The sequence below is a fragment of the Actinomadura graeca genome, from assembly GCF_019175365.1.
In the GTDB taxonomy this organism is placed as follows: Bacteria; Actinomycetota; Actinomycetes; order Streptosporangiales; family Streptosporangiaceae; genus Spirillospora; species Spirillospora graeca.
Genome location: NZ_CP059572.1, coordinates 4,968,459 through 4,994,053 on the forward strand (window position 1 = coordinate 4,968,459; position 25,595 = coordinate 4,994,053).

Annotated in this window: 25 protein-coding genes; 6 read left to right on the forward strand and 19 right to left on the reverse strand. The window is 70.1% G+C overall.

Annotated features, from left to right (window positions below):
- Positions 1–3 precede the first annotated feature (3 nt).
- From AGRA3207_RS22095 to AGRA3207_RS22115, 5 genes are all read right to left on the reverse strand, one after another.
- Positions 4–873, reverse strand: a complete 870-nt coding sequence (locus tag AGRA3207_RS22095; protein WP_231328942.1) for an alpha/beta hydrolase — start codon at positions 871–873, stop codon at positions 4–6.
- Positions 870–1,214: a nuclear transport factor 2 family protein gene (locus tag AGRA3207_RS22100; RefSeq protein ID WP_231328943.1), complete on the reverse strand. Its 345-nt coding sequence runs from the start codon at positions 1,212–1,214 to the stop codon at positions 870–872. The genes AGRA3207_RS22095 and AGRA3207_RS22100 overlap by 4 nt, the downstream gene beginning before the upstream one ends.
- A gap of 326 nt (positions 1,215–1,540) precedes the next feature.
- Complete coding sequence (locus tag AGRA3207_RS22105) at positions 1,541–2,077, reverse strand: copper resistance CopC family protein (protein ID WP_231328944.1); 537 nt, start codon at positions 2,075–2,077, stop codon at positions 1,541–1,543.
- Positions 2,074–2,790, reverse strand: a complete 717-nt coding sequence (locus tag AGRA3207_RS22110) for a YcnI family copper-binding membrane protein (protein ID WP_231328945.1) — start codon at positions 2,788–2,790, stop codon at positions 2,074–2,076. The genes AGRA3207_RS22105 and AGRA3207_RS22110 overlap by 4 nt, the downstream gene beginning before the upstream one ends.
- An 85-nt stretch (positions 2,791–2,875) precedes the next feature.
- Entirely contained in the window at positions 2,876–3,475 is a 600-nt protein-coding gene (locus AGRA3207_RS22115) for an MFS transporter (protein ID WP_231328946.1), read from the reverse strand.
- Between the two features lie 224 nt (positions 3,476–3,699).
- On the opposite strand from AGRA3207_RS22115, the gene AGRA3207_RS22120 reads away from it, so the two are divergent.
- Positions 3,700–3,852 carry a hypothetical protein gene (locus AGRA3207_RS22120; protein ID WP_231328947.1) on the forward strand — a complete coding sequence of 51 codons (153 nt, stop codon included), beginning with the start codon at positions 3,700–3,702 and terminating at the stop codon, positions 3,850–3,852.
- A gap of 93 nt (positions 3,853–3,945) precedes the next feature.
- Positions 3,946–4,545: a superoxide dismutase gene (locus tag AGRA3207_RS22125; protein ID WP_231328948.1), complete on the forward strand. Its 600-nt coding sequence runs from the start codon at positions 3,946–3,948 to the stop codon at positions 4,543–4,545.
- A gap of 94 nt (positions 4,546–4,639) precedes the next feature.
- Here the strand turns inward: AGRA3207_RS22125 and AGRA3207_RS22130 are convergent, their stop codons facing one another.
- A complete protein-coding gene (locus AGRA3207_RS22130; protein ID WP_231328949.1) occupies positions 4,640–5,284 on the reverse strand; it encodes a TetR/AcrR family transcriptional regulator in 645 nt (214 codons plus the stop codon).
- Positions 5,285–5,371: 87 nt separating this feature from the next.
- On the opposite strand from AGRA3207_RS22130, the gene AGRA3207_RS22135 reads away from it, so the two are divergent.
- Entirely contained in the window at positions 5,372–6,010 is a 639-nt protein-coding gene (locus tag AGRA3207_RS22135) for a maleylpyruvate isomerase family mycothiol-dependent enzyme (protein ID WP_231328950.1), read from the forward strand.
- Between the two features lie 196 nt (positions 6,011–6,206).
- Here the strand turns inward: AGRA3207_RS22135 and AGRA3207_RS22140 are convergent, their stop codons facing one another.
- The 3 genes from AGRA3207_RS22140 to AGRA3207_RS22150 all read right to left on the reverse strand — a co-directional run bounded on the left by AGRA3207_RS22140 (position 6,207) and on the right by AGRA3207_RS22150 (position 10,009).
- A complete protein-coding gene (locus AGRA3207_RS22140; RefSeq protein WP_231328951.1) occupies positions 6,207–6,884 on the reverse strand; it encodes a hypothetical protein in 678 nt (225 codons plus the stop codon).
- Positions 6,885–9,383: 2,499 nt separating this feature from the next.
- Complete coding sequence (locus AGRA3207_RS22145) at positions 9,384–9,773, reverse strand: hypothetical protein (RefSeq protein ID WP_231328952.1); 390 nt, start codon at positions 9,771–9,773, stop codon at positions 9,384–9,386.
- A complete protein-coding gene (locus AGRA3207_RS22150) occupies positions 9,770–10,009 on the reverse strand; it encodes a ribbon-helix-helix domain-containing protein (protein WP_231328953.1) in 240 nt (79 codons plus the stop codon). The genes AGRA3207_RS22145 and AGRA3207_RS22150 overlap by 4 nt, the downstream gene beginning before the upstream one ends.
- Positions 10,010–10,786: 777 nt before the next feature.
- Between AGRA3207_RS22150 and AGRA3207_RS22155 the strand changes: the two genes are divergently transcribed.
- On the forward strand, positions 10,787–12,241 hold the full coding sequence (locus tag AGRA3207_RS22155; RefSeq protein ID WP_231328954.1) for an aldehyde dehydrogenase family protein: 1,455 nt from the start codon (positions 10,787–10,789) through the stop codon (positions 12,239–12,241).
- A gap of 19 nt (positions 12,242–12,260) precedes the next feature.
- Here AGRA3207_RS22155 and AGRA3207_RS22160 read toward each other — a convergent pair whose 3' ends face one another.
- From AGRA3207_RS22160 to AGRA3207_RS22205, 10 genes are all read right to left on the reverse strand, one after another.
- Positions 12,261–13,673, reverse strand: coding sequence for a 3-oxoacid CoA-transferase (locus tag AGRA3207_RS22160; protein WP_231328955.1), 1,413 nt, complete (start codon positions 13,671–13,673; stop codon positions 12,261–12,263).
- Positions 13,670–14,098, reverse strand: coding sequence for a Zn-ribbon domain-containing OB-fold protein (locus AGRA3207_RS22165; protein ID WP_231328956.1), 429 nt, complete (start codon positions 14,096–14,098; stop codon positions 13,670–13,672). Before AGRA3207_RS22165 ends, AGRA3207_RS22160 begins: the two co-directional genes overlap by 4 nt.
- Complete coding sequence (locus tag AGRA3207_RS22170) at positions 14,095–15,264, reverse strand: thiolase domain-containing protein (protein ID WP_231328957.1); 1,170 nt, start codon at positions 15,262–15,264, stop codon at positions 14,095–14,097. Before AGRA3207_RS22170 ends, AGRA3207_RS22165 begins: the two co-directional genes overlap by 4 nt.
- The gene (locus AGRA3207_RS22175) at positions 15,261–17,618 is read right to left on the reverse strand and encodes a CoA transferase (protein ID WP_231328958.1); all 2,358 of its coding nucleotides are present in this window, start codon (positions 17,616–17,618) and stop codon (positions 15,261–15,263) included. The genes AGRA3207_RS22170 and AGRA3207_RS22175 overlap by 4 nt, the downstream gene beginning before the upstream one ends.
- Positions 17,619–17,621: 3 nt before the next feature.
- Positions 17,622–18,515, reverse strand: coding sequence for an amidohydrolase family protein (locus AGRA3207_RS22180; RefSeq protein WP_231328959.1), 894 nt, complete (start codon positions 18,513–18,515; stop codon positions 17,622–17,624).
- Positions 18,516–18,524: 9 nt separating this feature from the next.
- On the reverse strand, positions 18,525–19,322 hold the full coding sequence (locus AGRA3207_RS22185) for a DUF4286 family protein (protein ID WP_231328960.1): 798 nt from the start codon (positions 19,320–19,322) through the stop codon (positions 18,525–18,527).
- On the reverse strand, positions 19,319–20,119 hold the full coding sequence (locus AGRA3207_RS22190; RefSeq protein ID WP_231328961.1) for an enoyl-CoA hydratase/isomerase family protein: 801 nt from the start codon (positions 20,117–20,119) through the stop codon (positions 19,319–19,321). Before AGRA3207_RS22190 ends, AGRA3207_RS22185 begins: the two co-directional genes overlap by 4 nt.
- Entirely contained in the window at positions 20,116–20,544 is a 429-nt protein-coding gene (locus AGRA3207_RS22195; RefSeq protein WP_231328962.1) for a Zn-ribbon domain-containing OB-fold protein, read from the reverse strand. Before AGRA3207_RS22195 ends, AGRA3207_RS22190 begins: the two co-directional genes overlap by 4 nt.
- Entirely contained in the window at positions 20,541–21,713 is a 1,173-nt protein-coding gene (locus tag AGRA3207_RS22200; protein ID WP_231328963.1) for a thiolase family protein, read from the reverse strand. Before AGRA3207_RS22200 ends, AGRA3207_RS22195 begins: the two co-directional genes overlap by 4 nt.
- A 131-nt stretch (positions 21,714–21,844) precedes the next feature.
- The gene (locus AGRA3207_RS22205) at positions 21,845–22,528 is read right to left on the reverse strand and encodes a GntR family transcriptional regulator (protein WP_231328964.1); all 684 of its coding nucleotides are present in this window, start codon (positions 22,526–22,528) and stop codon (positions 21,845–21,847) included.
- A 368-nt stretch (positions 22,529–22,896) separates the two neighbouring features.
- Here AGRA3207_RS22205 and AGRA3207_RS22210 point away from each other — a divergent pair, with 368 nt between their 5' ends.
- Together AGRA3207_RS22210 and AGRA3207_RS22215 are read left to right on the forward strand one after the other, a co-directional pair.
- Positions 22,897–24,393 (forward strand): ABC transporter substrate-binding protein, encoded by a 1,497-nt coding sequence (locus tag AGRA3207_RS22210; RefSeq protein ID WP_231328965.1) that lies wholly within the window; start codon positions 22,897–22,899, stop codon positions 24,391–24,393.
- Positions 24,394–24,567: 174 nt separating this feature from the next.
- The gene (locus AGRA3207_RS22215; protein WP_231328966.1) at positions 24,568–25,563 is read left to right on the forward strand and encodes an ABC transporter permease; all 996 of its coding nucleotides are present in this window, start codon (positions 24,568–24,570) and stop codon (positions 25,561–25,563) included.
- Positions 25,564–25,595 lie beyond the last annotated feature (32 nt).

Consider the following 25,595-nt stretch of genomic DNA (forward strand, 5'->3'; position numbering starts at 1 on the left):
TCCTCACGACGGCTCCAGGGTCGCCGTGAAGTGCCCGGCGGCGGCGTCCACGGCGGTGGTGACCGCCGGTTCCCGGTCGTAGAAGTCGAACTGGACGCCCGTCGTCCACACGAACTCCTTCGGCCCCGCGAGGCCCGCGTGGAACCGGCGGGCGCCGTCGGGGATGGCGGCGTCCTCGCTGTGGACGAGCAGCACCGGCACGTCGATGCGCGGCGCCAGCGCGACCGAGTCGAACTCCAGCCACTCCTTCCACGCCATCACCGCGAACCGGTTGGGCCACTGCGGGATGCCCCCGCGTCCGGGGTTCAGGTAGAAGTCGATGTCGAACGGCATGGCGGCACGCGGGTCGCTGCCGCTCACCACCGGCACGTACTCGACCTCCCCGGTCTCCTCCCAGCGCGCGCGGGCCAGCGCGGCTTCGGCGAGCCGCGCGTCCACGTCGTAGTTCTCCCGGCAGATCTCCCCGTCGTGCAGCCAGGGCGCGACGAGGGCCAGCGACCGGACGCGCGGGTCCGCGGCCGCGTTCGCGCTCATGTACATCGCGGCGGCGCACACCCCGAGGGCGCCGATGCGCCCGGCGTCCACGTCCGGGCGTCCGGCGAGGTAGGTCACCGCGTTGCGGATGTCGCGGATCTTCCGCTCCGGCGACTCGACGTCGCGGGGGTCGCCGCCCGACTCGCCGTAGCCCGCGAAGTCGAAGGACAGGGCCGCGTACCCGCGCCCGGCGAGCCGCTCGGCGTACCGGTCGGCCATCTGCTCCTTGACGCTCGTCCACGTCCCGGCGACGACGACGCCGGGCACCGGCGCGTCCCCGCCGGGGTGGAACAGGTTCCCGGTCAGCGCCGCCTCGTCGCTCGCGAAGGCGACCTTCACCGGCCCTCCGCCGCCAGCGTCGCGAGCTGCTGGTTCCCGTCCGCCCACGTCGCGGTCATCACCAGGCCGCCGATCTTCCAGTCGCCCTCGCGGACGAGGTCGAACCGGTACGTGCCGCCGAGCGTCCACAGCGGCGACCCGAACCGGTTCTCCAGGCGGTGCGTGGCCTGGAAGGACGCGGTGCAGACGGCGGTGTCGCCGGTCACCTCCACCAGATGGTTGGTGATCATGTGGTGGGTGGCGTCGTAGCCGCCGAGCCCCCGCTCCCACGCGTCCACGATCTGCCCGGGCCCGAGGACGACGGGCTCGCCGCCGTTGAGGCTCGTGTAGTCCAGCCGCACCTCGTCCGCGAAGATCGTCTTCAGCCGTTCTCACTCGCGCCGGTCGGCGTGCCAGGCCATCCGCGTGCACGTCTCGATGACCGCCAGGCGGTCCTCGGCAGAACTCATCTCTCCACCCCCGCGCCGTCGTCGTCCGGTCCCCTCGACCGGCCACGAAGATCTTCCGGTCCCGGCCCTCGCACCGTCCAATCGCCGCTCTGATAGCCAGCCGTTATCAGCCAGGACGACGGCCCATCCCCACTCGCTTGCCGGATGCCGCGTCCGGCCGGGTCATCACCGTGGGCCTGTGATCACCCGGCCGGACGCGGCCCGGCCACTCCTCCCGGCTACCCTTCCCCGGCGCGCCTGGACCAGGCGACGCCGCCGCCGATCAGCGCGACGACCAGCGCGCCCAGCCCGATCCACAGCCAGCCGGACGAGCCGCCGGAGTCCTCACCGGCCGCCGCCGGGGCCGTCGAGGGGCCCGGCGCGGGCGCGGAGGTCTGGGCCTGCGGGCTCGTGGACCCCTTCACGGTGAACGTGAAGCTGCCCTTGACCGGGTGGCCGTCGGTGGCCACGACGCGCCAGCCGACCGTGTAGACGCCGTTCGGCAGCGTCCCGGAGACGGTCTCGGTGACGGTGTTGTCCACCGCCTGCGCCTTGCCCGCCTCGTGCCGCCCGCCCGAGGCGTCCGTCAGCACGACCTGCGGCACCATCACCGGGTCCGCGTACGTCAGGACGATCTTGGACGGCGGCGCGACGGTCGAGTTCGACGCCGGGTCCGCCGACTTCAGCGTGGTGTGCGCCGAGGCCGGGGCCGCGCCCAGCGCCACCAGCGCGACCGCCGCACCGGCCGCGGCCGTCCTCGCCAGCGCACGGCTCATGCCCGGCTCCTCGCCCGGCTGATGCCGTAGCCGCCGACACCGAGGCCGATCACGCCGACCGCGATCCCGATCCCGCCGAGGACCCGCGCGGTGCCGTCGCTCGCGTCGGACGTCGCCGCCGCCTTCGGCTGGGCGGTCACGCCGGCCGGGGACTTCGCGGCGGCGGGCTCGACCCCCTTCGGGGTCAGCTTCAACGCCGGCGCCGGGTGCTCGGGCTCGTTCTGCCCGTCGCCCGGGTCCTGGTCCCACTTGACGACCTCACCGCCCGAGTACGTCTGCTCGGCCTTGAACAGCATCCGGTCGACGCCGGTCGGCAGCGGGCCCATGGACACGTCGAACTCCTGGAACTGCCCGGGGTCGATCTTGCCGCCGCTCCAGGTGATCCGTGAGACGGCCTCGGTCAGCTGCGAGCCCTCCATCTTCAGCGGCGTCTTGAGCTTGGACTTCTCCACCTTCACCTTCCACCCCGGGACGGGGCGGACGGACACGAACGCCACCGGATGGTCGGTGGGCAAATCCACCTGGATCTTCGTGGTGCCCGCGTCGTCGCGCTCGTTCGGCACCCGGAACGACACCTTGGTGAACCCGCCCTGCTCGGCGGTGCCGGGGTTGACGGTGACGTGGGCGGACGCGGCGGTCGCGAGGCCGATCACCGACAGCGCGGCGAGCGAGGCCAGCGTCGCGAGGCGGCGGGCGGGAGGACTGGAAAGCATGGCGGAACTCCGATCGAGTCGTACGGAAGGAGCCGGAGGCGCCGTGGACCGGCGCGTCCGGTGACGCGTACGGCACCCGCTCGGATCAGTGCTGGGCGGGTGCCCTCGAAAGGCATGGCGGGCCCCGCCGGACGACCTGATGCCGGAGCACCCGTCCGGCGCCCGTGACCTCGTCCGCCGCACGGACCGCCGGAACCTGCGGCGCGGGACCGTCCGGCGTGACCGAGAACAGGACCGCCAGCAGCCGCAGCGGACGCTCGGCCGCGGCGGCCAGCCGCCGCGCCAGCGCCCACGCCGCCCGCTCGCCGCGCCGCAGCCACAGCGCCGACAGGAGGGCGGCGGCGATGTGCGCGAGCGTCATCGCGGTGCCCGAGCCCTGGACCGCGCCGCCGTGCGACGCGCCCGGCGCGTGGTGGAGCATGGGGTCCGTCGCGCTCGCGAACAGCGTGTGCAGCGCGAACTGCCCGCCGAGGAGACCGCCCGCGATCGTCGCCAGCGAGCGCTCGTGCCCGGCGAGCACGAACGTGACGGCGAGGACCGTCCCGAACCCGGCGAGGACGGCCCAGGCCGGGACCGTGTCCCGCGACGCCAGGGCATGCCCCGTCGCCGCGAGCGTCACGCACACGGTGGCGAACACCACCGCGCGTGCCGTGCGGGACAGCGGATGCGGGGGCTGTGCGGACATGACCGGCCCATCGTCCCACCGCTTCCCTCGAATGTGCAGTCGACCCCCGGAAGTGGTCACGACACGCCCAACATGTTGGGGCTGCACGAGGACGCCCGCCTACATGTAGGGTTTCATTCCCGTGCTGGTTCCGCCCCCGCCGTCATGCGGCGGGGGCGAGGCGTTCAGAACCTTTCACGGCGGGCACTCGTTGAACGGGAAAGCCTAGGCCGAGGAGGAAGAACGTGGCTTCCGTCATCGACCGGATCAAGCGATTCATGAGCAGCCCCCAGGGGCGGCAGGCGCGCGCGCGGGCGGAGCGGCTCGCACGAGACCCCCGGACGCAGGCCAAGGTCCGTGGTCTGCTCGCGCGGCTGCGCGGCGGGCGCCGCCACTGACGACACACCCCGCTGCCCACCTCACCGGCCTTCCGGCACGCCGTTCGTATTGCGAGTTGGACGTAACTGCGACTCGTTTGCAATAGTGGCGCCATGGCCGACTACACGCTGCCCGACCTCCCCTACGACTACGCTGCCCTGGAACCGGCGATCACCGGCGAGATCCTGGAGCTGCACCACTCCAAGCACCACGCCGCCTACGTCAAGGGCGCCAACGACACGCTGGAGAAGCTCGCCGAGGCCCGTGACAAGGAGCAGTTCGGCGGCCTGGTCGGCCTTGAGAAGACGTTCGCGTTCAACCTCTCCGGGCACGTCCTGCACTCGATCTTCTGGGACAACCTGTCGCCGGACGGCGGGGACCGCCCGGGCGGCGAGCTTGCGGCGGCCATCGACGAGCACTTCGGCTCGTTCGAGGCGTTCCAGAAGCAGCTGTCCAGCGCGACGTCGCTGGTCCAGGGCTCGGGCTGGGGCGTGCTGGCGTGGGAGCCGCTGGGCAGGCGCCTCATCGTGGAGCAGGTCTACGACCATCACGGCAACGTCGGCATGAGCTCCACGCCGCTGCTGGTCTTCGACGCCTGGGAGCACGCGTACTACCTGCAGTACCGCAACGTCCGTCCCGACTACGTGCAGAGGCTCTGGTCGCTGGTGAACTGGACGGACGTCACGACCCGCTTCGACAACGCCCGCGCCTGACCCGCGGGGGCGCCCGAGACCACGGCGCCTTCCAGGCCGGGATCGTGCTCAGAACCCTTTCCTTGCGGCCTGGAGGGCGCCGTGCCGCGTCCGGTCAGCGCGGGCGGGCCTGGTAGCGGCTCAGGAACAGGTCGACACCGTCGACGACGAGGCGGCCGGCGAGGTCCGGCGGAACGCCGACGCCGATCGAGCCGGTGATCAGATGCGGGTAGACGGTCAGGCCGAAGAACTGGACGACGGCCAGCTCGACATCGGCGATGACCAGCTGGCCACGCGCGCACAGGTCGCCGAACACCTCCGCCAGCCCGGTGGCGGAGCGGGCCGGGCCGCGCTCCAGGTACGCCTGGCCGAGCTCGGGGAAGCGGCGCAGCTCACCGGTGACGAGGTTGCGCAGCGCCATCCGCGAGGGATCGGTGGCCGCGTCGACCAGCGCGCGCGCAGTGTGCAGCAGTGCCTCTCGGACGTCCGCGATATCGGCGAGCCCGGCGCGCACCTCCGCCATGGTCATGTGCGCTTCGCCCATCGCCTGCCCGACGACCTCGGTGAACAGCTCCTCCTTGCTGCCGAAGTGGTTGTACACCGTCACCTTGGACACGCCCGCGGCCGCGGCGATCAGGTCCATCCCGGCGTCGAACCCCTCGCGGATGAACAACTCGCGCGCCGCGGTGACGATGGCCTGCCGGTTGCGTTCGGCGCGCCTGCCCGATGGCGGCGAGGGTCTGGTGCTGTCTTTGCCCACGGTCCGCATGCTACCTCCAACTGAACTCTTGAGTACAGAACAAACTGTCCTGTACGGTACAGTTCAGTTAGAGGAGCGAGGGATGTCATGAACGAGATATGGCCCGTGGTCCACGCCGAACGCGAGGCGCTGATCAGAGACCTGGAGGACGTGCCCGCCGAGCGCTGGTCGACGCCGTCGCTGTGCCCCGGCTGGGACGTCCACGACGTCGTCGCCCATCTCGCCGGCGACGCCAAGACCACCCCTCTGAGCTTCGTGCTGCGCTTCGCCGCGGCCCGCTTCGACTTCGACCGCTACAACGACGCGGCCGTCGCCCGCGAACGCACCGACGACCCCCGCCGCACGCTCGCCTCGTTCCGCGCGGCCCTCCACAGGACCACCGGCGCCCCGGCACCGAAGGCCACCCGTCTCGTCGAGGCGTTCGTCCACGGTGAGGACGTCCGCCGCCCCCTCGGCCTCAGCCGCGACTACCCGGTCGAGCCCGTCGTCACCGCGCTCCGCCACCAGCTCCGCACCCGCGTCGGGATCGGCGGCGGCAAGGAGCGGGCTGAGGGACTGCACCTCGTGGCGACCGACGCGGACCTCGACGTCGGCGAAGGCCCGGAAGTACGCGGCCCGGCCCTGGCGCTCCTGCTGGCCCTGTCAGGACGCCCCATCCGCCCCGACGAACTGACGGGCCCCGGCGCCCCCACCCTGACCAAAGACGGAGGACCACCCCATCCCTGAATCACCCGAAGAGTCGAGACCACCTTCACCGCGACGCTGGTCGCCGACTCCAACAGTGGCTGGCCCTGCGTGCAGACGCGTCGCCGGCGATCTATCGTCCGCACCTCCCGAGCATTCAGGCCCGGGTGCTGATCGACCCGGGCCTTCCGTCTTTCTCCCCCCTCGCACCGCGCCTGACGACGACGGCGGTCCCCGGCTAGGGGACCGGCACCGGAGCGGCGGTCTCCTCCGGACACACCGGAAGTCCCCGCGGGGGCTGAGGTCCCCGTTTGAGGTCCAGAGACGTGAAGATGTCCGGTACCCAGCTGCCGTTCGCGAGCTTGTCCCACACTGTCACCGCGTAAAGCGGACGGTTGTCGCCGGGCATGGTCACGGCCTCGCCGTCGCGGAGTTGGCATATGACTTCGATCGTGTCGCCTTCGCGGTAGACGGGTCTCCGGTCGTCGTGCTCGCTGGACAGGCTGGGCTGCCGGTAGGCGTACGTCCGGCCGCCGGGCGTGTTGACGATCGACGCCACCTGCGACATGCCCTTGTCCTCGCCCCCGCCGGCGATCTGCGACCACAGGGCCGGGACGGCGATGGTGGCCATGGGCGCGCCGACGGTGCCGGCGAATCCGATCCACGCCACGAAGATGGCCGTGTTGTGGATGCGCGCGTTCGGGCGGAACCACAGGAACCGGCGCCAGAAGCCGGGCTGTGCGGCGTGGTCGTGCTCGCGTTCCGGCCGCGGTGCCTCGTCGGTCGTCTCCAGGCCGGAAGAGTGCGCCAGGGGGGCGCTTGGCTGTGGTGCGCTCCGACGCGCCGAGGCGGCGTTCGACGTGACGGAGGACAGTTCACCATCCTTCGACGTGTCGTCGAACGGCTCGGAGTTCACCGTCCGCCGCCGATGGGGCCGGTTCGGGCTGCTCCTCCGGTCGTTGTCAGCCGTCCTGCGGCTGCCGCGCTGGTGGGAGGGTATTTCGTTGTCTTCTTGAGCCATGGATGGGGGTCCCTCGTTAGGAACTTCGGGGGATGGATGGCCACGGGTCCAGGAGACCTGAACCCGGAACGCATCCTTTTCTGCTCGTCTGCGGTCGAACGGCCGCTAGCTCTTTTGGACCCGTTCGAAATCCGCCGCGACGCACTGAGGGAGCTTGATGCTCGACCTTATCCGCCTGCTGCGCGGGATGGTGCCCGGTGACGGGAGTCCGTCACCCAGGACGGAGTGCTCACTCGGAGATGTAGGTCCCGCCTCTCTGCCACGTTGCAGTTGCTTTCTGCAGATCTTACGGCCGATCCACCTGGGATAGGGCGAAGGCCGCGATCGATCCTGGCCAACGGGCACCGCGAACGGATGGTTCTCGGGCGAACGGAATATTTTGTTAAACCAACACCCGAGTTATCCGAACTCATCCGAAATCTAGCGATGTCGCTTATCTCCTCCCCTGAGCTGGCTGGATATCAACCATGGGCGCTTAGGCGATACATGACTTTCGCCTAACGAAAGCCATCTCTCGTTTTGAGGAGCGTCAGAGCGTGACGTTGGTGTGACTCTCGTCACGCGAGTGATGTATTTCGGCATGTCCTGTTCAAGGGGCCACGACACGCCGGATCCTCTGGACCACTCACTGGAACGGAGCCGCCGAGTGCCGTCTCGGTGCACGTCTCTCATGGTGAGGCGTGCATTGACCGCCTGCCGCCCAGGAGTGCCGCGACGTCCGGGATGGCGCGTCGCCTTCCCGCTTCTCGCTCGGCGCGTGGCGCTCCGCAGTCGGGCCAAGCTGGTAGTAACAGCAGCTTTCCTGACAGGCAGCGTTAACTCGGGTACATGTAGAAGTCGTCATCCGCGTGGTCCGTCCATGCCGCATTATGGACGGTGGTAAACCCGTGGTCGGCGCCCTCGGCGCGAGCAGAGCACGGAGGTGCTGTAAGTGCCAGGCGACTTTCTGATCAGGAGAGATGAGTCATAACGATTCATGGGCATCGCATGCACACTGCGTCAGGGCGCTAAAGAAGGAGGCCATGAGTTGCCGACTGTGGCCAGCCCCCTGGGCCCGAAATGATGAAGAGCATCGCGCAAAAGGCAGTTATGCTGACTGTCGCAGGGTCAAAGAAACTTCGCTCTGGAGTCGAACCGCGCATGACGACATGAAGCGCACAAGTGCCAGCGAAGCCTCGGATCACCCCCCCTTCGACCGCGCCTCTATCGCCCGCAAAACGCTCAGACGCGACGACGTCCGACGGCTCACGCGAAGAACATCACGTTCCGAGTCGTCGGCGGAACAGCCTGCTTCCATTCTTCCCCCTGATCGGAACGCCTCATGCCCCCATCGATCCTCGACACAGAAGCCCCGGTCGCCCCGGATGATCCGCCGCCATTGCCCACCCGGGACCGATCGCTCATCGTGGTCCACGGGATCGTCGTCGCAGCGGCGGCCCTCGGTTACACCGCCACGGGGATCGCCACAGGTAGGTGGACGCCTCGCCCTTGGCCCGCGGGACTCATGGCCCTGTACGTGCTCGGGGTTCTCGGGTTGATCGGCTACGCGGCCTGGCGGGGGGTGACAGGACGGGCCACCCTCGATCCCGCGTCGCTGGGCGCCATCAAAAGCAGATGCCTCGAAGAAGCCGCCCGCCATCCTGGGCCCGCCGCCGCAGTGGCGATGCGTCCGGTCCTTCCCCATCCATTCACGGGTTATGTGTACGCCTCCGTCACCGCGCAAAGAGTGGGATCCTCTGCCCCGGGCACGCGTGATGTGTCCGTGCGGTGGACACAGGGCTGGGCGCCGCTGCGTCGCACCGCGTGGCACCGCGCCTTCATCCTCGCCGGCACTCCGGGTTCGGCCGCGCGCGGTGTCACCTGCGGCCACGTGGGGTCGCTGGAGACTTCTCCCAAGGCATGGTCGTTGAGCTGTACCCGCACCTCGCGACGTGTCCGGGGGCGACTTCGGCAGCGGCTCACCACAGAGTGACCCGCCGTCGATCGCGGTCACCGGACAAAGGCGGATGTGGTTCAGGGAGTACCTGCTTCCAAGCCTCGCATCCCGAACAGCAGGGCAGAATCCCCCGTTCCTTCAACGCTCGCCCGATGCGTGGGCGACCTCTCGCCAAAGGGCCTCCTGCTGCCGCCTACTTTGAGTGCAGCCGAGAAACAACGACCTTGACCACTCGAAGACCGTCCGTCCGTTTGCCGGGAGTGCGGACTCCCGAAATCGACTGGACCTTCATGCGCCTGACCGGGTCTCCCTCTTCTGCGCGTTCCGTGGCGTGCGTCGTCTGACCAGGGGTGATACGAGACTCAGGTTCAGCACACGAATGAGGCCGGTGTTGTCAGTCCTTGGGGATGGTGCGGCAGGGGTTGAGCAGGGATGCCCGGATGACGGCTCCGATGGCGTCAGGGGATCTGTTCGACGCGCACACCGGGGATCGCCTTGTAGGCGTCGGGTGTCGCGGTGATCAGGGGCCAGCGGCGCCACCGCGCCGACCAGGCGGCCTGGGCGGCGTCCACTCCGAGGTCGGACACGGTGGTGGTGAGCTGCCCTGTCTGCTGGGCGATCACCTCGTCCAGGTCATCGACGTGGACGACCTCCATGTTGGGCAGCCGTTCCAGCACGCCGCGGCCGTGGTCGGGGACGAGCTGCCAAGCGCGGGCCAGCGCGGCCGCGGGGATGACGATGGTGGATTGGGTGGCGATGGACGCCCTGAGCCGGGCCCGTACATAGATCGTCTTGCCGGTGGCCAGATCCACCAGGGCGGTGGTGTCGACGACGTGACCGGTGATCACGCAACGTTCCGGTCGGACTGCGCGTCACCGTCGGTGAGACGTTCGATCAGCGCCTGTTCGTCCGGGCTCGGAGGGCCGAACAGCTCATCGACGGTCGCGGCGTCCTGGAGATAGGCCAGCTTGCGCACTGCCGCGTCCCGGAGGAACCCCGAGACCGACGGGATCTTCTTTTCCGCGGCGAGTCCCTGCAGTGTCGCGGCGAGCTCGTCGGGCAACGTGATGTTCAGTCGAGCCATGGCCAACACGATACACACTCGGGTCCCGCCTAGTGCGCACTCCCGTCGTTTCCTGGGCCGGTCGGCCACGCGGGAGTCCGGGGGCGCGGGTGGTCGGCGAGATGGTGCTGGAGTTCGCTGTGGCGGAACTGGTAGGCGATACCTGAGACTCGCAGCAGTCCCGTCCGGTGGCTCCAGTGCAGGAAGCGCCCCAGCCGCCAGGGGAGCTGTCCCCGTGTGGAGAGCAGGAACCCGACATAGCGGAGTCTGGCGGGCCCGCCCGTGAGACCGGCCGCGAATCCGGCCGTGAGCCCGCCGGCGAGCCCGCCAGCGGCCGCCGCGTCTGGTTGCCGGTGAGGTAGCGGGCGAGGACGGCGAGGTAGACGTGGGTCCCTCGGGCGTGAGCCGGTGGCTGCGTCCTCGGGCGGCGGCGATGCGGGCGGGGATGAACAGCCCGAGCAGATGGTCGGCGATGGCGCGCGTGCCCCGCCTGGGACGGGGCGTCCAGCACCGGACGCCATCGCGGGCGCTCATGAGCGCCCGCCGCCGCCTCGATGAACTCCCACGCCTGGGCGGGGACGAGGGGGACCAGGTCCACGCGGGCGGAGTCATGCGTCCACACCCGGTCGCCCGGCGGGGTCACCGGCGTGCCGGAGGTGCGGTGGCCCCGGACCAGGGCGTCGTAGTGGCCGGTGCGGCAGGTGGAAGGCGCGCGCGGTCCCCTCGAATCCATTCTCCTCGCCTCTATTCACTCGAACGAAGAATTGATACGGTAAAGGCGACTAGGAAGGGATCGACATGACATTCACCGCGCCTTCGGCTGCCGACTTCTACTCATCCTGGATCGACGGATCGTGGCGCGAAAGCGACATGCGGTACCCGGCGATCAACCCGGCCACGGGTCGTCCATTCGCCGATTTGGCGTCGGCGTCCGCAGGCGATGTGGACACCGCCGTCGCCAGCGCCGAGGCGGCCTTCCGGAAGAACCGCGGCGCAGGGGCCGCCACCCGTGCCGCATGGTGCCGGTCGGCCGCTCAGGCGCTGCTCGGCGCGCACGGGGAACTCGCCGAGGTGCTCTCCACCGAGCAGGGCAAGCCGATCGCCGAGGCCACCGGGGAGATCCTGTTCGCGGTCCGCGGGCTGGAGATGGCCGCGGAGTCCGTCCTCGCCCTGGGCGGGGAGACGCCGCAGGTCCAGGACACGAACAAGCGGGCGATCGTGCGCCGCGAGGGCCTCGGCGTGTGGGCGGTCATCACCCCGTGGAACTTCCCGGTGAACATTCCGGTCGAGTACCTCGGCCCGGCCCTCGCGTCCGGCAACGCCGTGGTGTGGAAGCCGGCTCCCACCACGGCCGTCGTGGCGGCGAAGTTCCGGGAAATCCTTCTCGCGGCGGATTTCCCGCAGGAACTACTGCAATTGGTGATCACGAACGAAGTCGCGGTCGCCAGCCATCTGGTGACGCATCCGGGAATTGTCGCGGTCGGCTTTACCGGCAGCAGCGGGACGGGTCAGTCCATCGCCGAATCGGCCTGGCGTAAAAAGCTTCTCCTCGAACTGGGCGGGAACTCGCCCATCGTGGTTCTCGGCGATGCCGACATCGAGATCGCCGCAACGGCGATATCGAACGCGGCGTTCTGGAACGCGGGCCAGGTGTGCAGTGCCGCCGGCAAGGTGCTGGTGGCCGCGTCGTGCGCGGACGAGCTCACCCGGCTGCTCGCGAAGCGGGCCACGGAGACGGTCCTGGGGTCCCCGCTGGATCCCGGGGTCACGATGGGACCGGTCCATCTGGAGTCCAGCATCGCCCGGTACGACCGGTTGATCGAGAATGCCCGGGAGCACGGCGCGGACGTCGTGACCGGTGGTGAACGGATCCAGGGCGAGGAGGGCTTCTTCTTCCCGCCCACCGTCATCACCTCCGTCGGCCGCGACGCCGCCCTCTTCAGCGAGGAGACCTTCGGGCCGATCGCCTCGCTGTCGGTCTTCGAGGACGAGGAGGACATGGTCGCGGCCGCGAACGCCGGTGAGTTCGGGCTCGTCGGCTCGTTGTTCACGACCGACCTCGCCAGGGCCTTCCAGTTGGGCGAGCGCATCGACTGCGGGCTGGTGGTGGTCAACGACTCCTCCAACTACTGGGAGTTCAGCTTGCCCTTCGGTGGCGCGGCCGGCCGCCAGTCCGGCCGGGGCCGGCTTGGCGGCCGCTGGGTCATCGACGAGTTCAGCCAGGTCAAGACCCTCGCGATCGACGTCCGGTGACCTAGTCCGCGGAGGGCGATCAGTCCGCGGGCAGGGCGACGTCCAGCTCGGTCAGGGCCGCGACCTCTTCGAAACCGAAGCCGGGAGCGACCCTGTCGAGCCGGAACCGCTCGCCCTGCCAGCGGAACACGCCGAGGTCGGTCACGACGATGTCGACGAGCCCGCGCCCGGTCAGCGGGTAGTCGGCCCGCTCGACCAGCTTGGGCCGCCCCTGGGCGTCGCACTGGGTCATGAGGACGATCACGGTGCTGCCGCCCGCGACGAGGTCCATCGCTCCGCCGATGCCGCCGCCGACCATGCCGGGGGCACTCCAGTTCGCGACGTTCGCCTGGCCGTCCACCTGGAAGGCGCCGAGTACGACGGCGTCCACCCGGCCGCCGCGGATCATCTCGAAGGACGTGACGCTGTCGAAGAACGAGGAGCCGTCGTGCAACGTCACGTACTGCCCGCCCGCGTTGTACACGGCGGGGTCGAACTCCTCCTGCGCGGCCACCTGCCCGTACCCGAGGACGCCGTTCTCCGAGTGGAGCACGATGTCGCGGCCCTCGACGTAGTTCGAGATCAGCGTGGGGATCCCGAGGCCGAGGTTCACGTAGCCGGGCTCGGGGAGCAGGGACGCGGCGATCTCGGCCATCTGGTCCCTCGTCCAGGCCCGCTTGCCGTTGTACTCCTGGGCGCTGCTCCCGGTGCGGCCCGCGCGCCGGGTGGGGAAGTCGATCGGCACCTCGACCGTCGCGGTGACCACCCGATCGACGAAGATGCCGGGGAGACCGACGTCCTCGGGGTCGATCAGGCCGTCCACGATCTCGTCCACCTCGGCGACCACCACGCGGGCGCCCTTGGCGAAACTGGGCATGAAGTTGCGGCCGACGCCCCGGAACTGCAGGTTCCCGAAGCGGTCCGCGCGGTCGGCGCGGATGAACGCGTAATCGACCTTGAGGCCGTGCTCAAGGACGTGCTCGACACCGTCGATGACGCGGGTCTCCTTGCCCTCGGCGATCGCGGTGCCCACCCCGGTGCGGGTGAAGAACGCGCCGATTCCCGCGCCGCCCGCGCGGAGCCGCTCGACCAGGGTGCCCTGGGGGACCAGCTCGACGTCGATACGGCCCGCCGCGATCTGCTCCTCGGCCGCCGACCTCCCTTCGCCCGCCCGCGCGGAGAACGACACGATCAACCTATTGACCTGGCAGTTCTCGATCAGGGTGTTGGAGCGGTAGGGACCACTGCCCAGGGAGTTGGCGACGATGCAAAGCTCTTTCGCGCCTTGCTTGCGCAGCGCCACGGTGAGGCTGGACGGGAAGCTGTGGACCATCCCGAACCCCGCGATGGCCACGCTGGACCCGTCGGGGACGTCGGCGACGGCGGCCTCGGGCGAGGAATAGATCTTGTTGATCGACATGGCGGTCGTCTCCTCCGGCTCGTCTCTGTTCACGCGTCCACGAGGCGGAACCGCGGCAGCGCGGCCCCCTCGCCCGTGTCGAAGAACACGACCTCGACCGGGGCGCCGATGTACACGTCCTCGACGGAGCAGTCCACGATGTTCGTCATCACCCTGGGCCCCTCCTCAAGCTCGACATAGGCGAGCACGTAGGGGGTGGCCTGGCCCCACTCGCCCGGCGCCCGCCGGACGATGCTGAACGTGTAGACCGTCCCGCGTCCGCTGGCCTGTTCGAGCACCGTGTCGGTGCTGTGGCAGAACGGGCAGATGGGCCGCGGGTACCAGACCGCCTCCCCGCACTGGGAGCAGCGCGTGACCAGCAGCCGCCCTTCCTGCGTCGCGGCCCAGAACTCGGCCGTGTCCGGGTTGACGTCGGGGGCGGGGACGGGGAGTGCCGAGTCGGTGCGAACCGTGGTCATGAGTCCTCTCTTCCAAGGATCATCGTGGCGCTCCGCATCCGGGTGCCGAGGTCGCCGCCGTTGCCGTGCACGAGCGCGATCTGGCAGTCGGGGACCTGGACGCCCTCGTTCGCCTCGTCGCGCAGTTGCCGCACCGCCTCGATGAGCTTGGTCACGCCCCCGCGGTGCCCCGGGTGGTTGTTGGCCAGGCCGCCGCCGTCGGTGTTGAACGGGAGCCGCCCGTGCGGCGCGACGAGCGCACCGTCCTGGACGAAGCGCCCCCCCTCGCCCTTCGCGCAGAAGCCCAGGTCCTCCAGCATCATGAGCACGGTGATCGTGAAGCTGTCGTAGATCGACACGTAGTCCACGTCGGCGGGCGTCACGCCCGCCTCCTCGAAGGCGCGCGGCGCCGACCACACCGCGCCTGAGTAGGTGAGGTCGGTCTTGCCGCCGTTGACGATCTTGCCTGCCTCGCCGGCACCCATGATCTTCACGGAGTCGCGGGCGAGGCTCGCCGCGACGTCCGCGCTCACCACCACGACGGCGCCGCCGCCGTCGGTGACCACGCAGCAGTCGGCGCGGTGCAGCGGATCGGCGATGAGCGGTGAGCCCACCACCTCCTCGACCGTCATCACCTTGCGCAGGAAGGCGTTCGGGTTGTGGGAGGCGTGGATGGTGGCGGCGACCTTGATCTCCGCGAGCTGCTCGCTCGTGGTGCCGTACTCGTGCATGTGGCGGCGCGCGGCGAGCGCGTAGGTGCTCGTGGCCCCGGCGACACCGTACATCCGGCCCTCGAAGCCGTCCTCGGGCACCTTCAGGGGGCCGGGGCCCGAGTTGGTGCCGGTGCGCGGCTTCCCGGCGAGGGAGACGAGCGCGACGCTGCACTTGCCGGCCACGATCGCGGACGCCGCGTGCGAGACGTGGTAGATCGGCGACGCGCCGCCGCTCTCCGTCGAGTCCATGTAGCGCAGGTTGCGCAGGCCCAGATAGTCGGCCATGGAGATCCAGCCGGCGCCCGCGGCGTCGTTGCCGCAGAAGAAGCCGTCCACGTCGTCCATGGTCAGGCCCGCGTCGGCCAGGGCGCCGAGGCAGACCGTGGCGTGGATCTGTGCGAGCGACTCGTCCGGCAGCTCCCGCCCCGGGTGCTCGAACGCGCCGGCGAGGAACGCCTGCCCGCTGATACTCATACTGTTTCCTTTCTGCCGCAGAAGCCCGGGTCCGCGAGGACCGTCTCCTGGTCCTGTCCCAGGGCCGGCGCCGGAGCCGGGTCGGGCGGGGCGAAGCCGCGCATCGTGAACGGGAACCCCTTGCGGCGGGAGCCCCGGTCGCCCAGGTAGACCCGCCGTTCACGGAACCGCGGCTCGTGTCTGCGCTCGGCCGCCGAGAGCACCGGCGCGTTCGCCACTCCCGCCTCGGTCAGGGCCCGGACGCACTCCGCGCGGGAACGGGCGCGGGTCCACGCCCCGATCAGCTCGTCCACCCGGGCCTCGTGCTCCCACCACCACTCGTCCGATCTCCCCGTCAGCTCCGCGGGCGCGACGAGGCACGCCAGCGCCTCCCGTTCGGCCCGGCGGCGGCACGCGACCGCGACCCACCGGTCCTCGTCCGCGCAGGGGTACACGTCGTGCGGGGTGCCGCCGGGGCGCCGGTTGCCGGTGGGCGCGGGAAGCACGCCCGTCACCGCGTGCTCGGCGATCCGATCGGCGAGGGTCCAGCTGATGAGCTCGCGCTGCGAGACGTCCAGGTGGACGCCGCGGACGCCGCGCTCCAGGCAGTACGCGACGAGGCTGGCACCGAAGAGGGACGCCGCCTGGTCGGGGTAGTTGACCTCGGCGGACGACCACATCGGCCCGCCGCCCGGGTACCCCGTCACCGAGGCCAGCCCCGAGAGCAGGTCGAGCGTCGAACCGTACGATCTGCGGCCGGCCTCGGGACCGTCCTGCCCCTGGCTCGACAGGGAGAGGTAGACGAGGCCCGGATTGACCGCGCGCAGGGTCTCGAAGTCGGCCCCGAGCCGCCTGGTCACGCCCACGGTGAAGTTCTCGATCACGACGTCCGCGCGGGCGGCCAGCCGGTGCAGCGCCTCGCGACCGGCCTCGGTCTTGAGCTCCAGCACCACGCCCAGCTTGCCCGCGTTGTTGGACTCGAACATGGGCGAGACGTCCAGGCCGTGCGTGGCCGGTGGCTGCCCCGCCACGGGCCACTGCCGGAACGGGTCGGGGTGTCCCGCGGACTCGACCTTGATCACCGTGGCGCCGTAGTCGGCGAGCAGCCGCCCAGTGGCCGCGCCCGCGGTGATCGTCCCGAGGTCCAGCACGGTCACGCCCGCGAGCGGCGCCACCGGATGGGGGGCCCCGCTCCCGTAGCGGGCCGTGCCGGAGGCGCCGGCCGGTGCCGGCACCCGCCGCCCGGTGTGCTCCCACGCCCGTGCCGCGGACGGGCCGCCGTCACCGAGCGCCGGTGGCGGCCCGGAGCGCCACGGCAGCCCCGCGGCGCGGGCCGGAGGGCCGACGGGCGCGACCGTCGTCCCGCCCTGCCGCGGCTCACGGAAGAAGCCACGCGATCCGTACTGCGGATCGCCGCGCAGGTCGCCCAGGTCGGCGCTGAAGCCGACGGCGAGCCCCAGCGACTGGGCGCGCTCGTAGATCGTCCGCTTGGGCAGGCGTGCCGCCCATCTCTCGATCACCGGCCACCACCGCTCCGGATCGGGGGGCGACGCCGGCGCCGACCCGCTGACGAGCTCGGCCAGCAGGCCCCACTGCTCGTGCTGGAAGACGAAGCCGACCCAGCCGTCGGACGCGCGGACGATCCGCCACGGCCCCGCGGTGGCCCCCGTGCGCGTCGGCGCGGTGGCGGCGACGGTGGTCTCGATGTCGCTCTTCCAGTCGATGTACGCCGCGACGTCGCACAGGGCCACATCGACCACGTCGCCCTGCCCGGCGCGCGCACGGCGGCGGAGCGCGAGCATGGCGCCGAAGAAGCCCGCGAAGGCGGCGGCGTGCGCCGTCTGCTCCCCGCCGAGGCTCAGCGGGGAGCGGTCCGGCTCGCCGATCATCGAGGCGAGGCCGCCGAAGCACTCGGCGAGCAGGCTGTCGCCGGGATGGTCCGAGCGCGGGTCGTCCAGCCCCGCCGCCGTGATGCCCACGGTGACCAGGCCCGGCCAGATGTCGCGGATCCGCGGCGCGGTCAGGCCGGTGGCGCGGGCCCGGGCGGGGCCGAGGTCGGTGAGCAGGAGATCGGCACGGTCCAGCAGGCGGGCGAGCGTCGTCCGCCCGTCCGCGGTGTCCAGGTCGGCGACCACGCTGCGCTTGTCCGCGTCGAGGCTGGAGAAGGCGAAGCCGACGCCGTGCTCGTCCAGGGGTCTCTGCGTTCTCAGCGGGTCCCCGCCGGGCGGCTCGCACAGGATCACCTCGTGCCCCAGCCCGGCCAGCAGCCGGCCGCAGACCTTCGCGGCCACGCCGGTGGAGAGCTCGACGACCCGCAGCGCCGCGCCGGGGTCGCGCCGCCGGTCGCCGCCCCGCTCCTCATCTGGTCGTGTCATCGGTCAGCGCGCCACCTCGGTGGCGCCCGGCCCGGCGTGCTCCCACTCCCAGCCGCTCTCGGGACGGGGCCAGTTCAGCACCGTGGCCGCCGTCCGGCCGAGGATCCAGACCTTGTCCTCCTCGCTGAGGAAGTCGAGCGTGTACCTGACGTGGTCGAGGTTCTCCCGCCAGGTCGCCCCGCGCACCCGCGTCGTGTCCGAGGCCCACATGAGCCGCTGCGGGCCGTACGCGTCGTAGACACGGCGCAGCGTCGGGGTGAGGGACGGATAGGGGTACGGCTCGGCCGTGTAGTCGGGGATCGCGGAGAACTTCATGTAGACGTTGGGGTACTTCACGAGCGGGAAGATGTCGTCGATGTACGCCCAGAGGTCCTGGGTCAGCGGGTCACCGATGATCAGGCCCATGTGGTCGACGATCAGCCGGAGATCGGGGTGCCGCTCGGCGATCCGGGCGACCTTGCGGACCTCGGGGCCGTAGATCAGCAGCATCAGCGGGATGCCGAGCCGTTCCGCGGCCTCCCAGAACCACGGGAACTCGTCCACGTCGATCCAGTCGCGTCCGCGGAACTCCGGGTAGCTCATCCGGATGCCGCGCATCCACGGGTCGTCGAACCAGCGCTCGATGCGGTCCCGGTCCGGGTCCCAGAGGTCGAACCTGCCCATCACGCCGAACCGGCCCGGGTACTGCGCGGCCCAGGCGAGCTGCGGCGAGTTGTCGTTCCCCGCCCAGATGGCCGGGACGATCGCCACGGCGTCGATGCCGAGCTCGTCCATCCTGGGCAGGATCTGCTTCGGCGTGGACTCCGGGGACCCCGTGTAGGTCTCGCCGATGTCCGGCCAGGGCCGGTCCGGGGTGTTGGCCAGGAACATGTGGATCTGGGTATCGAGGATGAACACGCCTCCGCCTCACTGAGGTTGCCGGACGGTCGCCTGGGCCGGCGACGGCGTCCGTGGAGTGAACGAGATATTGCGGTACCAGAGCCGCCACGGTGTCGTGTGCCTGGTCCAGGAGTCGGGGCCCGGAGTCGATCTGCTCGTCTGCATCACCCGCAGCGTCGCGAGGACCTGCTCGTCAGTGGCGCTCGCCAGCTCGTAGACGGCGAGGTAGCGCGGGCAGCCCGGTTCCGGATGCTTGAGCGGGCGCCGCAGCGCGTACCTGGTCCCCCGGGCGAAGCCGCCGGTGGCCGTCGCCTCGGGGAGGTGGACATTGGTGTAGAAGTCATCGAACTCGGCGAGCTCGTCGTCGCCGATGTCCGCGGGCGCGTCGATCCCGATGATCTGGATGACGTCCGGGGTGCCCGTCGACGGCGCGGTCTCGGCGACCTTCTCATAGAGCACCCGCCACCGGCTGGTGAGCAGGTCCGGCCAGAGCGGCGGGTCGGCGGTGTAGACGGGATGGACGGTCTCCCCGGCGGTCTCCCCGGCGGTCTCCCCGGCGGCCTGCTGGGCGAGGAACGCGGTGGCCGCCTGCTCGCTCTCGATCTCGTAGGCCGCCAGGTAGGCCCCTCCGAAGTCGCCCCTCGCGTCCGGCAGCTGGAGGGCGTAGCGGTGCGCGGCCACGAAGCCCGGATACCTCGCGAAGACCTCGGGGACGTGCGTCTCGTCGTAGAAGCGGTTGAACCGCGCGACGTCCGCCGGGTCCGAGCTGCCGAAGTCGATGGCGATCCAGTACAGGAACCTGCTGGAGAAGGGTGCCACCGTCACCGCCCTCCGTTCTTGCCCACGGCCCGGCGGTAGGTCGCGGCGCCGTCGGAGAGGACGTCGCTCCGGGCCTGGATCTGCGCGCGGAGGTCCTCGCCGTAGCGCAGCGCCGTGGTCCAGTCGGAGATGTGCTGGGGGATCTCGTGCAGCGCCCGCTTCGACCAGTCGAGGCTGACCGGGTCGAACCGCGCGACGCGGCGGGCGAGCTCGACGGCGGCGTCCGCGAGCGAGGCCAGTGGCACCGCCTCGTTGACCAGTCCCCATTCGGCGGCCTTGGTGCCGCTGATGCGCTCGGTGGTCAGCACCATCCAGGCCGCGCGCTTCGGCGAGAGGCGGAGCTGGGTCGACGGCCCGGCGAGCCCGGGGTACAGGCCGAACCCGAGCTCCGGCATGCCGAGCTGCGCCTCATGGGCCGCGATGGCGAGATCGGAGGAGTTGACCAGCGTGACGCCCCCGCCGAGGGCGAACCCGTTGACCGCCGCGACGACGATCGCGGGATGGTGCCGGATCCTCTCCTGCACCGAGTGCCAGCTCGTCCGCCTCCCCTCGACGGTGTCGTCGGCCCCGGTGCCCTCCTCGCCCGCCTCCTTGAGATCGACCCCGGAGCAGAAGGCGCTGCCGGCCCCGGTCAGGATGATGACCTTCGCCGTCCCGTGGCAGTCGTCCAGGGCGTCCAGCAGCGCCGACCTCGCGGCGCGGCTCATCGCGTTGCGCTTGTGCGGGCGGTTGAGGGTGAGCCGCGCGACGCCGTCGCCGAGGTCCTCGTGCAGGACGAGCCGTTCGCCCGCGTCCGCGCTCATGTGAGGGGCTCCTGCCCCTGGACGGCGAACTTGAGGATCGTCCGCTCGCTGAAGCCGGGCTCGAACACGGCCCGGACGGGCAGGTCGGGGACGAGCTCCTCCGGCGCCTCCACGAGCGTGCTGATGACGGCCGGGCCCTCGTCGAGCTTGACGTAGGCCACCAGGTACGGCCTGACCTCCTCGAAGGCGCTGAAGTACCGCTGATGCATCCTGATCCAGGACCACAGCCGCCCCTTCCCGCTGACCGCGCGCCAGCCGAATGAGCCGGACAGGCAGCGCGGACACACCTCGCTGTCGGGGAAGCGGTACTCGCCGCAGGCGTCGCAGCACTGCAACCGCAGCTCGTTCTCGGCCAGGCCGTCCCAGTACGGCCGGTTCGCCGGGGTGATCTCCGGCAGCAGTCGCTCGTAGCTCTCGGCGTTCATCGCGTGGCCGCCCCATCGTGGGTGAGGATGTGCCCGTCGTTGGTGAGGATGTGCGAGGTGACGATCGGCGACGCGCACATGTACTGCGCCGTCGTGCATCCGGGCACCTGCCTGGCACCCGCCTCGCCGCGTAGCTGGCGCACCGCCTCGACGTGGTGCGCCCAGCCCTGCATGTAGCTCTCGCCGGTGTGCCCGCCCGCCGTGTTCAGCGGGCGCGGCCCGTCGTGGCGGATCTTCTTCTCGTCCGCCCAGCGCCATCCCTCGCCGCGCGGGGCGTGGTTGAAGCCCTCCAGGGTGAAGACGATGGTGGGCGTGAAGTTGTCGTAGATCTGCAGGCAGTCGACGTCCTCCGGCGCGATGCCGGTCCGCCGGTAGAGCCGGCTCGCCACGTCCTGGCAGGCGGAGTAGAAGAAGTCCTCCGCCGTGTAGTAGTTGGTGAGGTGGGCCATCCCCGCCGTCGCGGCGACGCGCACCGGCGGCTTGCGGAGCGACCTCGCGCGCTCCATCGAGGTGACGATGAAGGCGACGGCGCCGTCGTTGATGATGCAGTAGTCGAGCAGCCGCAGCGGCTCGGCGATGAACCGCGACCCCAGGTAGTCCTCGCGGGTGATCTCCTCCTGGAAGACGGCGACCGGGTTGAGCGCGGCGTGCCGGCGGTTGTTGATCGCCAACGGTGCCAGCGCGTCCTCGTCCGCCCCGTACATCGCCCGGTACCGCTGGTACATCATGGCGACGTAGGCGCCCGGCGAGGTCATGCCGTACATCTCGTCGTAGGCGACGGTGGGGCCGCCGCCCTCGCCGCCGTACCTCATCCTCGCGGACCGGCCGTTGTTGCCGTAGACGCACGCGACCACGTCGGCCGTACCGTTCGCGATCAATGCGACGGCCTCCTGGAGGGCGACGCCGCTCATCCGGCCCGATCCTTCGAGATCGTGGACGAAGCGGGGGTGCTGGAGGCCGAGCACGGTGGCGAGCCGGTTGTACTCCACGCGGGAGCAGAGCAGCCCGTCGATCTCGTCCTTGCCGATCCCGCAGTCCTCGATCGCCTCCCGGAGGGCGCCGGCCGCCAGGGCATAGGCGTCCCGGGGCCGGTCAGTGGCCGCGTAGAGCGCGCGGAAGTCCGACTGCCCTACACCGACGATCGCGATCTCGGCTGACTCGTGCTGCATGCGTCTCTCCGGTCGGTTGGCCCTTGCCCGCCCGTCAGAGCCGGGCACGACGTGTCGGGACACGCCCTGTCGGGGTACGGCGCCGCGCGGTCATGCCGGGCGCGCGGCGAACCGGCTCCCGTCCAGCGCGGTCATGCTCCCGAGGCTTGCTCCTCTTCCAGCTTCGCGACGGCCGCCAGCGCCGCCTCCTTCGCGGCCTCCACGTGGTGCCGGGCGAGCCGGGCGGCGCGCTCGGCGTCCCGGTCGGTGATCGCCACGACGAGGTCGCGGTACTCCTGGTCGGATCTGTCCCGGCGTCCGGGGATGCTGAGCGACAGCCGGCGCAGGGCGTGGATGCGGGCGTGCAGCGGCGCGAGGATGGACTCCAGCAGGGCGTTCCTCGCCCCCGCCAGCAGCAGCTCGTCGAAGTGGTGGATCGCGCTGAGCTGCTCCTCGCCGCCCTTGCCCGGCCGCATGAGCTTGACCAGTTCCAGCACCTCCGAGTCCGTGGCGCGCTGGACGAACAGCGACGCGGCCTCGGGCTCCAGCGCCGCGCGCACCTCGTAGATCTGCCGGACGTCGTCGCTGCCGAGCACGGCCACCCGCACGCCCCGGCTGCTCGAGGTCTCGACGAGCCCGAGCGCCTGGAGATGGCGGACCGCCTCGCGGATCGAGGTCCGGCTCACGCTGGTGAGCTCCATGAGCTCACGCTCGGTGAGCCGGCGTCCCGGCTGCAGCGTGCCTTCCAGGATGGCCTGCCGGACCCTGCGCACGACGAGCTGCGGAACGGACTCTGCAGGACGGTCGATCCGCAGGTTCGGTCCGGTCTCTGTCATGCCACCTCCTCAGAGTTTGTATGACGTAATATAATCATACGACGAAGACGGGTCAACCTCCGCCAGTCAACCGCACGGCAGCCGTGCGCTTCAACCCCTGTCAGCAGCGCCAACGCTCACTCCTCGGCCGATTTTGTCCGCTTTACACTGTTGACGGCGCCTAGCACGTCTGATTTGGTACGTCATACAAACTCGCTCCGGCCGGACGGGACGACCTCCTGTTCGCGCACGTTCGTGGAGCACGGCACCCGACGACAACCACCGCCTCGTTCCGCGCACGAGCTCCCACCGCACCCGCACCAGCGTCTTTCAAAGGAGGAAGGATGTTGAGTCGACCGGCCAGCAGAGAGCACAGGAGACGTTCCCGGATGCTCGCGCCCGCGGTGGGCCTCGCGATGGTCACCGGCCTCGCGACGGCCTGCTCATCGGGCTCGTCGGAGGGGCAGGAGGGCGCGTCCGGGCGCACGCTCCGCGTCGGCGTCGTGGCCAGCACGATCTCCACCATCGACGCCTACTCGAACCTGAGGTCGCAGGACTTCTACGTGCGTAACGCCGCGATGTTCGAGCCGCTCGTCCGGCAGACGAAGAACGGCTTCGAATGGGCGCTCGCCACCGACATCACGCACAACAAGGACAACACCGTGTGGACGGTGAAGCTCCGTCCGAACGTGAAGTTCCACGACGGGAGCGTGTTCGGCGCGGACGATGTCATCGCCGTCTTCAAGCGGATCCTCGACAAGAAGAAGCCCCTCATCGAGGCCAACTACGTCGACTTCATCGACCCCGAGGGCATGGAGAAGGTGGACGACCTGACGGTGCGGTTCAAGCTGCGCGAGCCGTACGGGCCGTTCAAGTTCGCCGTCTCCAACAGCAACATCATCTTCTACAAGAAGGGATCCACGCCCGAGCAGGCGATGGGGACGGGGCCGTTCAGCCTCGTCTCGTTCACCCCCGGGCGGGAGACGGTCGTCAAGAGGTTCGACGCCCACTGGGGCGCGAAGCCCAAGATCGACAAAGTGAAGATCATCAGCTTCAAGACCGCGGAGGCCTCGACCAACGCGCTGATCGGCGGCCAGATCGACGCGAGCTCCAACATCCTGCAGACCTCGCTCCCGACGATCCAGAAGACGCCGGGACTGAAGGTCATGAAGAGCGACCTGAACCTGAAGGTCGTCATCGGAATGCGCGCCGACGTCCCGCCCTTCAACGACGTGCGCGTCCGCCAGGCGATGCAACTGATCATCAATCGCAAGCTGGCGCTCTCCAACGCCTTCGACGGCCTCGGGGCCGTGGCGAACGACCACCTGGGCTTCGACACCTGCCTGCCGAACGTCCCCCAGCGGGAACAGGACCTCGCCAAGGCCAAGCAGCTCCTCGCGGACGCGGGCAAATCGAACCTCACCATCGACCTGCAGACCGCCGCGAACAAGCCCGGAATGCTCCAGCTCGTGCAGATCCTCGCGGAGGACGCCAAGAAGATCGGCGTGACCATCAAGGTGCAGAAGATGGAGCTGGGCGCCTACCTCGAGAAGTGGGGGGAGTGGAAGTTCTACACCGGCTACGACACCAATCCCTACCTCGGCGACGTGCCCAACATGATCACCAAGGACGCGGCGCTCAACCACCAGCACTGGCACGACCAGGAGTTCGAGGCACTGGCGAAGAAGCTCTACGCCACCTCAGACGAGCAGGAGCAATGCGAGCTCCAGAAGAAGATGAAGGGGATCGAGCACGAGCGGGGCGCGAGCATCCTCGCCGCGACGAACCCCACGGTGAGCGTGTACTCCTCGAAGGTGCACGGCCTCGTCCCGGAGTTCCCCTCGGGCAGCCTGTACAACTTCACCAAGGTCACCATCGGCGGCTGAGCAGGACGGACGGTGGCGCGCGAACCGGAGTTGCCCTCCTCGGGCCTCGCACGGCGAGGGGGCATCTCCGCGTTCCGCCGGCACGGGGCCACGGCCGGGGGGTCGCGGGCGCGGACACCCCGGCCCGAACGGCGACCGGACACGTTGGACGGGATTGGTGCAATGGCTACTGAGATGACGATCGAACACGCGGTCAAGACCGCTGCGGCCCCGCGCCACTCCCGCCGAGCCGCCCTCCCCTGGCTGATCGGCCGGAGCGCGCTGACGGGCGTGGTGACCCTGTGGTGCGTCTCCGTCATCGTCTTCGTGGCGACGCAGGCGATGCCCGGCGACGTCGCGCACATCATCCTCGGACCCGGGGCGTCCACCGACCAGGTGGCCCAGCTGAGGCAGAACATGGGCCTCGACGAACCGCTGGTCACCCAGTACTGGGAATGGCTCAGGAGGGTCCTCACCGGCGACATGGGCGAATCGCTGGTCAGCGGTCAGCCCGTGTCGGAGCTGCTCGCCGGACGGATCCTCAACTCCGCGACGCTGACCGTGATCGCGATGGTCTTCATCCTGCCGCTGTCCCTCGTGATCGGCCTGCTCGCCGCCGTCTTCCGCGACCGGGCCCTCGACAAGTCCTACCTCGGCACCTCGCTGGTGGTGACGGCGACCCCGGACTTCGTCATCGGCAGCCTCGTGATCGCCCTGTTCGGCACCGTCGTCTTCAAGGTCCTGCCCCCGGTGTCGCTGCTTCCTCCGGGCGACGCGCCCTGGGAGCATCCACGGCAGCTCGTGATGCCGGTCGCCGTCATGACGCTCGTCGGGGTCACCTACCTCTCGCGCCTCGTGCGCGTCTCCTTCATCGACGTGCTGGAGAGCGAGTACGTGCAGCTCGCGATCATCAAGGGCCTGTCGATGCGACGGATCCTGTTCCTGCACGCGCTGCCGAACGCGCTCGGCCCCAGCATCCCGGCGGCGAGCATCATGGCCGCCTTCACCATCGCGGGCTCGGTCGTGATCGAGTACCTGTTCGCGTATCCGGGCATCGGCTCGGCGCTCGTGGACGCCGTCGCGGGCCACGACCTGCCGATGATCCAGGCCATCATCATGCTCATGGCGGTCGCGTTCTTCTGCTTCAACCAGCTCGCCGATGTGCTCGCGACCCTGAACAAGTCCCGCTGACAGACGAACCCGCTGACAGACGAACCCGCTGA